This is a genomic window from Desulfotomaculum sp. 1211_IL3151 (genome assembly GCF_036763075.1).
Taxonomy (GTDB): Bacteria; Bacillota; Desulfotomaculia; order Desulfotomaculales; family Desulfotomaculaceae; genus Desulfotomaculum.
In genome coordinates this window covers 23,548-33,288 of the sequence record NZ_JBAIYV010000014.1, presented here as the reverse complement: position 1 = coordinate 33,288, position 9,741 = coordinate 23,548, and the positions used below count along the sequence as shown (strand labels likewise).

Annotated in this window: 4 protein-coding genes; all 4 read left to right on the top strand. The window is 42.2% G+C overall.

Annotated elements, in window-relative coordinates; translation table 11 throughout:
- The first annotated feature begins 661 nt into the window (after window positions 1-661).
- Complete coding sequence (locus V6C11_RS02730) at window positions 662-2,908, top strand: hypothetical protein (protein WP_333529549.1); 2,247 nt, start codon at window positions 662-664, stop codon at window positions 2,906-2,908.
- 4 nt (window positions 2,909-2,912) lie between these two features.
- On the top strand, window positions 2,913-5,201 hold the full coding sequence (locus V6C11_RS02725; protein WP_333529548.1) for a phosphoadenosine phosphosulfate reductase domain-containing protein: 2,289 nt from the start codon (window positions 2,913-2,915) through the stop codon (window positions 5,199-5,201).
- Between the two features lie 122 nt (window positions 5,202-5,323).
- Complete coding sequence (locus V6C11_RS02720) at window positions 5,324-5,482, top strand: hypothetical protein (protein ID WP_333529546.1); 159 nt, start codon at window positions 5,324-5,326, stop codon at window positions 5,480-5,482.
- An 83-nt stretch (window positions 5,483-5,565) separates the two neighbouring features.
- On the top strand, window positions 5,566-9,741 hold the full coding sequence (locus V6C11_RS02715) for a hypothetical protein (RefSeq protein WP_333529545.1): 4,176 nt from the start codon (window positions 5,566-5,568) through the stop codon (window positions 9,739-9,741).

Sequence of the window (9,741 nt, the reverse complement as noted above, 5' to 3'; positions counted from 1 at the left end):
GTATAATCTGACTGTAAAATGTTTGTTTGCATACTTATATTTTACAATAAAAGACGGCTTCTGGCATTTACCAGTCGCCGCCTTTTGTTTTTTATTAAGGGGCTGTCTTACTGCGACAGCCCCTTTTAATATATAATCATTGGTATGTAACTCATTTATCGGGAACATTATTTTGCTCCTTTAGCTTTAATTTGTCTTCTGTATAATTTAACCAATAATGAAAAAATTCCTTCATGACATTAAATATTTTTTAAATTTTTTGATATTTAATTCTAGTCAGTCCAGATAGGCCGGTTATAAAATCAAAACATGATAACATGCTCTAGTAATTACTACTCGAAGAATTTTCGCGACTACGTTGATATGGGTATGGATCAACTCACCATACAATCGCAAGACCTGAGCGTAGCGATGAGTCAAGAATTTTGCAGAATATGACTATTAAAAGCAATTTGAGACGAGTGGCTGGAATTAGCACGACTTCTATTGCAAAATTGTAGAAGGGCGAGAATATTACCACCGACGTTTAACTGCGGCATTTAGATTAACATGGAGGAAAATGAGGATTTTTAGAAGAATAATAAGACGAGCGAATAGGTTACAAGAGTGCAGTTGTTAAATGTTCAATAATACCATAATAAGGTAAAAGGTGTGGAAGCTAATGGCGTTGGGACTCAAGCAAGATGAAGATATTGCAGAAGCAGAGGCGACGAATTGTCTTGCCACCTCCGATACCTCCCTCACTGTAAAGGAGGCCTTTCGCACTTGGATTCTGGATGGTCGCTCCAGGCAACATAACCCCGATGGTATCGTTGCTTCTTGGGACAATGTGTCCAACCAGTTGCTCGGACGAAAGCTGTTATCTGTCCCGATTTGGGAGATAACAAATAAAAACGTTTTTCAGGATATTTACAAGAAGGCGATGAACGATAAATTGTTTCGGGTGAAAGACAGAGAAATATATACTACTTTCGTTCAGATTGGGCGGTTGTACCTTAAGTTCCTGAAGAGCAAGCCTGTTTTACATAAGGCGGTCTGCTTCAAATCTACTGTTGATACCGAACCGACTAAACCAGTAGCAGACTCAAATGAACAGTCAAACGCAACACTTTCCCGTGTTGATTTTTCTCGTCCTGAGTTATGCGCCCAGACACGCCCTGTGTCCTGCATTATAAACGGACAAGTTGTCGTGCCTGATAAGCAATGCTGGTCACGGCTGTTAATTTCTATTACCGAGAGGTTTATAGCAGAGAATAACCCCTGTCTCGCTGAACTAGATAGGCGACCTATGTACGGCAGCAAAGTGTTCTTCATGTCCGAGGAAGATAGCTTCGGGACTTGCTCCAAACTATCAAACGGCAAATGGATATACACAAACTATAATCCGCAGACCATCGTCACGATTATTGGCAGCCTATGCCGTTATTGCTCCGTGGCTTTGGATGATGTAACAATTACTTATTTGACCAAGAAGTCTGATTCGGGAAATGAACGGATAGTTTCTTTATCGACTGAATCAAATATGAAGATTAACGATGACGTGAAAGTTGGTGTCGCATCCGTATTGGAAGAACGCTTTCCAAACGGGATACGCCCGAAATCTGTCATCGACATAAACAAGCTAAGGAATTTCTATCGTGAAGCAACTGGCGAGGAAATACCCTCAGAAATAGAGATATGCTCATTGCTGAACGCAGTCGGCATTTACCACGGTGACAAAGTATTTGCCATTCCGTCAAACGGTAAAAATGGTCTTATAGAACTGCTTAACCGCCTTATTGCCGAGGGACACCGGGTGTTTTACTATGATGAGTTTTACGATGTATACGCTGATTATCTGCAACAGATACACATTTTCTCCGCTGAGTTGCTGAGGGCTATCTTGACTTCGTTGTTGCCGTCATTATATTACTCAAGGGCTTATTTTAGCGTGACCAGCAGCGAATCTGCTGAATCAGAAGTGTTACGTTGTTATGAAACAGCAGTTTGTTGCTCATATGATCAGTTAAAAGAAAAACTATCCTATGTGCCACTCGATAAAATCAAACTGGTGTTGGCACAGAACAGCGACTATATTTGGGTGAATACAGGGACTTACACCCATACGAGCAAATTAAAGATTGACAAGGTTGAGCAACGAATCATCGAGCGGAGAATTGAAGAAGAAATAGCCGAACGTGGTTATGTTTCTCTCGCTTCCATTGATGTTTCAAATAACCTTGAACTCAACCCCGAACTATCAGAAACCGCCGTTAAACACGGATTGTTTCAAGTTTGCTTTGCCGACCGTTACGAAAAGCGGGGTAAGATCATAACACCGAAAGGCACGATGCTGAACTCCGTTGTTTTACTTGGGGACTACTGCTCAACACACGACCGCCTAACATTGGACGAACTTTTGGAATTTGAAAAGGAAATTAACGGCAGAGTTCATGGCCAGTCGTTGTTTATCGCCTATGACACAATGATTCGCGTGAATAAGGACACATTTGTCGGAGACAGTGAAATTACTTTTGACACTGAAGCCACGGATAATGCGCTAGCCTTGTTCGTTAATACGGATGTTATTCCGCTCCAATCTGTGACTAGTTTTATTTCATTCCCGTGCATAGATGGCTATCCTTGGAACTGGTATCTGCTTGAAAGTTATTGCAAGCGGTTTAGCAAGCTGTTTATGTATCAGTGCCTATCGGTCAATAGCAGGAATGTCGGAGCCATTTTCCGTAAGTCAGCAGGTTTCATAGACTATATAGATGTACTTGCAACCGCCGTAGCCGCTTCCAATATAGAACTGAATGATAAAGCCGTAGGTGACTTCCTATTTGAAAGCGGGTATGTCGCGAGAAGGACTGGAGTAGTATCAAAAGTGGTCATAAAAGCACGAATCTTAAGAGAACGGAGAGTTTAGGGAAATGTACGCATATACACACGATGAACATACGGGCGGTTTGCTTCTCAACAATAGCACCCCCCAATTTTCCAAAGAACCACGCCCTGTATATTACCGCGAACTTGATATTCTCGGTTTTGACAAACACTGGAACTACGCTAAGCAGGATGAACTACCCTATATGTGGGCAGAGGCAAATTATTACTGGTATCGTGGTCGCATAGTTGCAAAGACCAAGGGCGGCACTCTTTACTCAGCTCCTGAGTTGGAATTTGAGCTTGATAAAAACGGTGAGCGTCTTTTGCCGGATGGCGAAACACTTCTGCCTGTAGATATAGTTACTATGGTAGAAAAAAACCGCCAGTTGCTCGAAGTTATAGAGCAAATCACGATCAAAAAAATATTTGATGTTTATAAACGATACCAGAAGAAATTGAATATATTCCATGTTGCCTTTTCGGGTGGTAAGGATAGTATTGTTCTGCTTGAACTGGTAAAAAAGGCATTGCCGAAGAGTGGTTTTGTTGTTGTGTTCGGTGACACGGGCATGGAGTTCCCCGATACTTATCACGTAATCGATAAGGTTGAGGAACAATGCCACGCTGACCAGATAGAGTTTTACCGCGCTTGTTCCCATATTAAGCCAGAGGAAAGTTGGCGACTTTTCGGCCCTCCCTCGCGTGTACAACGCTGGTGTTGCTCGGTGCACAAGTCCGCACCGCAAACGCTGAAACTTCGTGAGGTGTTGGGTAAGAACGATTATATCGGTATGGATTTTGTTGGGGTTCGGGCCCATGAGAGTGCGACCCGGGCAGACTATAATTATGAAAACTATGGTAAAAAGCAAAGGGGGCAGTATTCGCACAATTCCTTACTGGAGTGGACATCAGCGGAAGTGTGGTTATACATCTACACTCATGGTCTTGTGATAAATGAGGCGTATAAGAAAGGTAACTCGCGGGCAGGGTGTTTATTTTGTCCCATGGGTGGAGGAAAAGGCGACTGGTTCCAACGGTTGTGTTATCAAAAAGAGATTGACGAATACATAGATATCATAAAAAGTGTCAATGCTCGTGATCTAGGCAATCCGGCTTCATTGGAAACCTATATCACTAATGGTGGTTGGAACGCACGAAAAAACGGACGTGACTTAAAAATCAGCACCCCGCGTTATCAAGATGAAGTCAAGGATGGGGAATTACTGATAACCATCACTAACCCTGCGACAGATTGGCGTGAATGGATTAAAACCCTTGGTGAAATCCCATTTGAGTACAAAATTGTTAAGTTTGAGAACAGATATACAATTTCGATATCTGAACGTTTATTGAAAGAGCAACCAGTTTTTATAAAGAGGTTCAAACAGGTTTTCAAAAAAGCAGCACATTGCGTTAAGTGCAAAGTATGCGAAGCAAACTGCCACAATGGTTGTATATCGTTTGCTAACGGTTTGAAAATTGAGGATTGCCTACATTGTGGGCAATGCCACAATATAGACGATGGGTGTTTGGTATATCACTCACTAAAATTACCACAAGGCGGAGAGAGAATAATGAAAAGTATCAACTCTTTTGCGAATCATGCACCTAAACTTGGTTGGGTTAAGGACTTTTTTGAAAAGAAGTCCGATTACTGGACAAACAATAATCTGGGTCCAAATCAAGTGCCTATGTTCAAACGCTTTCTTAGAGAAAGTGGATTACTCAAAAACAATGAAATCACAAGGACAACCGAGGTAATTGAAACTATCGGTTGGGAAAGTGGAAGTGCGTGGGGAATTATTCTCTCTAATTTTGCTTACAATAGGCAATGCGAATGGTACATTAAGAATCTCGAAATAGGACGTGTGTATACAAGAGAGACCGTTTCAGATATGCTCGTTGCTATTGGGGTGAGCAAAAATGATACCACGTCTATTATAAATGCTTTCAAACGCCTATGCGAACTCCCACTCGGCACTAAGCTCAACTTCGGGACAGTTACTAAAAAGGGTAAGCAGATTGAAACGTTAGCCCGTAGTAAATCCACTCTGGAAGATAACCGTGTTGTACTCTATGCCCTGTATAAGTTTGCAGAGGCATGCGACGGGTATTACCAGTTTACACTTACCCGACTACTTGACCACACGATTGAATCCCTTGGCATAAGCCCCACGCAGATTTTCGGCTTTGACCGTGATGATATGGAGCGAATCCTTCTTGGACTTACAGCGAAACACCCAGATTTTATCAACGCCACATTCACCCATGACCTTGATAAAATCTCTCTCCAAGAAGATAAGACATCTGAAGACGTACTAACTCTGTTTTAAGGAGCATTCCTGTAAGGAAATAAAATGGCCTTTGTAAAAAAGAAGCACCTCCTGTAATATACTGGGTGTCGAGCTGTCTAGGCGACCGACCCCTAATTTAATCACACAGGAGGCACTTCAAAGTGAATTATAAACAAAAACAGCGAATTGAGCAACTGACAGAATCAACTTTAATTATCGGTGCTGACATTGCCAAATCATTTGTAAAATCAGGCATAGCCTCTGATTGGGCACATCCCCACCAACCATATAATGTTATTTATTCAAACTTATTCCTTTAAACCTTGTTTGGATGTACTTGAAATTGTAAGAATGAGTGAGTAAATCAAAGAAAAATTTATTTCATTGAGGGAGGTAAAACACGATGAACAAGTACAATGAGTATTTCGATATTGACGAGGGCTATTGGCCGGAGATAAATCCGAGCTCCATCAAAGACCCGGCGAATAAGTGGCAGAAGACTTTCCCTCACGAGACATTTGTCGACCTCCTTAAGGCTACCGAACGTATGCTTTCCCGTGGTACCAACAGTGACAAAAAGGGTATTTGGATTGAGGGGGCATACGGCACAGGTAAATCCCGTGTCGTATGGACGCTGAAGAACCTACTTGAATGTTCAGATGATGAACTCAAGGCGTATTTCGCCGAGTATGCTGCATTAAATGCAGAACCAGACTTACGCGACAAGTTGCTCGGCCATAAGCAAGGAAAAATCTTAACTGCCTATCGCTACGCTTCCGGTGCCATTGATGGTGATCGTGCGCTTATTATGGCGGTGTACGAGAGTGTAACCAAAGCACTCCGTAGGGCAGGTGTTAAGTATAAAGGTGAGGATACATTACGTGGCGGTATTGCAGCATGGCTTGCAGATGAGGCGAATAAGGGGTTCTTTAATACGCTTATTGCACTCCCTGAATACAGGGGCTTAGGCAGTTTTGCGGGCAAATCCGCCGATGATATTATCGCCTCATTAAATAACCCTAATGCTAATGTTGATGCGTTGATGTCCAACATATTTTCTCTAGCAGACAGCAGGGGTATAACGGCACTCTCTACAAATATGGATAAGTTGATTGCTTGGCTCACCGACGTTATCGATAAGAACGAGCTTAAAGCCATCGTCCTTGTGTGGGACGAGTTTTCGTCATACTTCAAGAAAAACCGAACATCCCTTGATGAGTTTCAAAAACTTGCGGAACTCTCAAACCTCAAGCCGTTCTATTTGATGATCGTGACACACATGTCCGGCTCCATCTTTAATGAAACCGATCAAACAGGGAAAATTATCCGTGACCGCTTTATTCGACGCGAGATTAGGTTGCCGGATTCAATCGCTTTCGAATTAATAAAATACGCCTTGAAAGTTAAGGACGCACAAAAGGACATTTGGGACAGCCTTGCTGATGACCTCAATAGCCGTATGCCCATTTCACGGGAAGAGGTAAGGAAAACAGTATGGGAAGGCTCCGAGGTAGGGGATGATGTGCTTAAAGGAATGCTGCCGCTTCATCCTCTTGCAGCGTTACTCCTCAAAAATATTTCAAGTGCATTCGCATCCAATCAGCGCAGCATGTTCAACTTTATCAAGAACTCAGAAACCGAGAATTTGCAGGCGTTTCAGTGGTTCATTGACAACCACAGTCCCGATAATGCCGATATCCTTACTATTGATTATCTATGGAACTTTTTTTACGAGAAAGGAACTGATGAATACGGTACAGGAGTAGGTAGAAGCAACCTTGATTCCATCATTCGCACCATTCTTGACACATTTCCTAAAAATGAGGGGAGGTTGCTTGCCGAGGAGAAGCGTGTTTTAAAGACCGTTCTTATGATGCAAGCAATCAGCCAGAAGCTCGGCGATAGCGTGGGTTTGTTTTTGCCTACAGACCAAAATATAAACTATGCTTTCGAGGGTTCAGACTTAGAGGATAATCGTGCCGTCAACCTGGCGAAGAAGTTAGTCCGAGATGGGATACTTTTTATTAAACCTATGGGTGATGGGAAAACCCAATACGCTGCCGCCGCTGTTTCGGGGGATCAAGCACAGATTGATAATATAAAGAAGCGTATCATTGGCGAAACAAAAACTGTTTCATTGGTATATAGTGGGGAGCTTGTAGCAGCTTTATCCCTTTCACCAGCACTTCGTTTCCGTTATGATGTTACGCCTGTGACCATTGAAAATTTTACCGCAACCATTAACAAAATTACCAATGAGCAGACTACTTATAAAATCCGTGCTGTCTTGTCTTTCGCTCGTAGCGATGAGGAGCAGAATAAAATTCGAGAGCTTATTAAGGGTGCGATGAAGGACGACCGCTATAAAGACCTCGTGTTTATTGACACATCTTCAACTGTGCTTGGCTCAGAACGTTTTGAGCATTGGGTGGAGCTTGCCGCCAATGAGGAATACTGGAGGACAAAAGACGGAAAACTTGCCGATGAGATGTCGCGCAAGGCAAAGGCAATTCTTGAAGACTGGAAGGTGGATGTTGCCAACGGTACATTCACAATATATACCCCATTTGCAAAAACAGGTGAGCCCTATGGAAGTGAAACCTCAGCTCTAACAGCGTTATCAAACATGGTTGTCAAAAAATATGAATATTCTTTTGATAATGCAAAAGTCAGTGAGCAGATGTTTACTGTTTTAAGATTATCAGAAGGGGCAAAATACGGCATATCGGAGACGTGTGGCAGTTTGTTTCAGCAGTCTTTTATCGTGCCCCTTATGCAGGGTGTATGGCAAGTAAAAGATTACTGGGAGACCGAACGTTTACATCCACTTTCAAAGCTGAAACTAAAACTAGATAATTTGATAAATACCACTTTTGAACGTGAAGGACGCATTTCTGTTGGCGATATCTTTGATTGGTTAATCAATAAAGGCTTTATGCCGTGTAACCTGTACGCATTTTTGACCGGCTTTTTATTAAAAGAGTATGCCAGCGATACTTACCGTTATAGTGATGGTGATACTGGTGACAAGATGAGTGTTGAGAAACTGGGGGAAATTATTGGAGAGTACATTAAACATAAGAATACCCCCCATTCGCGTTATAAGGATAAATATATTGAAGTTATGACTAAGGAACAGATGGCTTTTGTCGACTTCACAAAGGTTGTTTTCGAGATCCCGGATAACATTGCCATAGAGCAGATTGCAATTCGCATCCGTTCCAAATTAAAGGAGCTGGGCTACCCCATTTGGTGTTTCAAGGAGATAGATACCTATGGATTAGAGGAATTCATTGATAAACTGGTTTCCCTCGCCAACCCTAATAGCAGCGGAGAAAGCATAGCGAAAATTGCGACTACAATCGGTAGAATGTTCCTGCAAACGCCAACGGCGGCACGAAACCTTAAGACACTTATCACAAAAAATAACGCTTCGAAAGCAATGAAAGAGTTTTTAAAATGCTTTGAAAACGGTGAGGTTCTGTCATTGGCTACCGAAATAGGAGCAGCGGATGTTCTACTGGACGTGAGACGCCAAGTAGGGTCTGGCGAGGCATTATGGCTTTGGGATAAAGAAACAGGTGAGGATGAAATTCGCAAGTTACTTACTGATTACAAAATAGTAGCTGCAAGCAATCGCATCAATGCTAAGGCATCAGCTCTTTCCGCTTGTATAGGGGAATGGCGTGAGAAGATAAAGTCTATAAGAATCCCGTATGCGGCACTTGTTACGGAAGTTCCTACACTGAGGACATTCTTCCAGACCTTGCGTGAAATTGCCTTAAGTAGGGAACTACCGTATGATAAGCGGAGTGTGTTTCTTGCTCAACTGATGACCAACGCAAATGAATTTGTAGAATTTTATACGTCTAAGATAGATGTCTTTAAGAGCATTTATTCATTCCACTTGACTGGATTTAGCGACAATGAAGTAAGTACGCTGTATTCTAAGTTGCCAACGAATGCCTTTACAGCAGATAATTCTGAGTGCGAAAAGAATGTAGCAGAACTTGCTAAAAGGATACGAGGTGAACAGGAAAAATTCAGACTTCATCAATTATGGGAGGAAAAGACAGCATCCAAAACCCCAAAGGAGTGGTCATCTAAGAACAGGACACCTATTCTTTCCCTAGTTCCTGTAAACCTTCAAATTGACGCTCGGAGGGTATTTGACACCATTAACAGGAATAACCCCGAAGATAATGATGTTAAGTTCGCAATTGAGTACTTACAGACGAAAGCAGCGTTTCTCGCTGACTTCTCTGATAAGATAAAAATTGATTTGGCATTTTCACGCGATATCATTGGAAGATTTACCGCTATACTACCTGATATTGATGAGGTTCGATTACGCCTTGAAGCAGTTATACCATCTGAACACTATGATTGGTACGCTAACCCTGTCATACTGCGTGAAATCGAGAAATTCGCCCAGGCAAGGTATAACCAAGGCGGCAGCGAGAAAGTTCTTGAAAAAATTGAAAAGATGGATGACCGAAAAGCGAAGGATTATCTTAAGCGTTTAATTAAGGACAACATGAGCGTAGGTATCGAAATTATTTTAGAAGGAGAAGGCTAG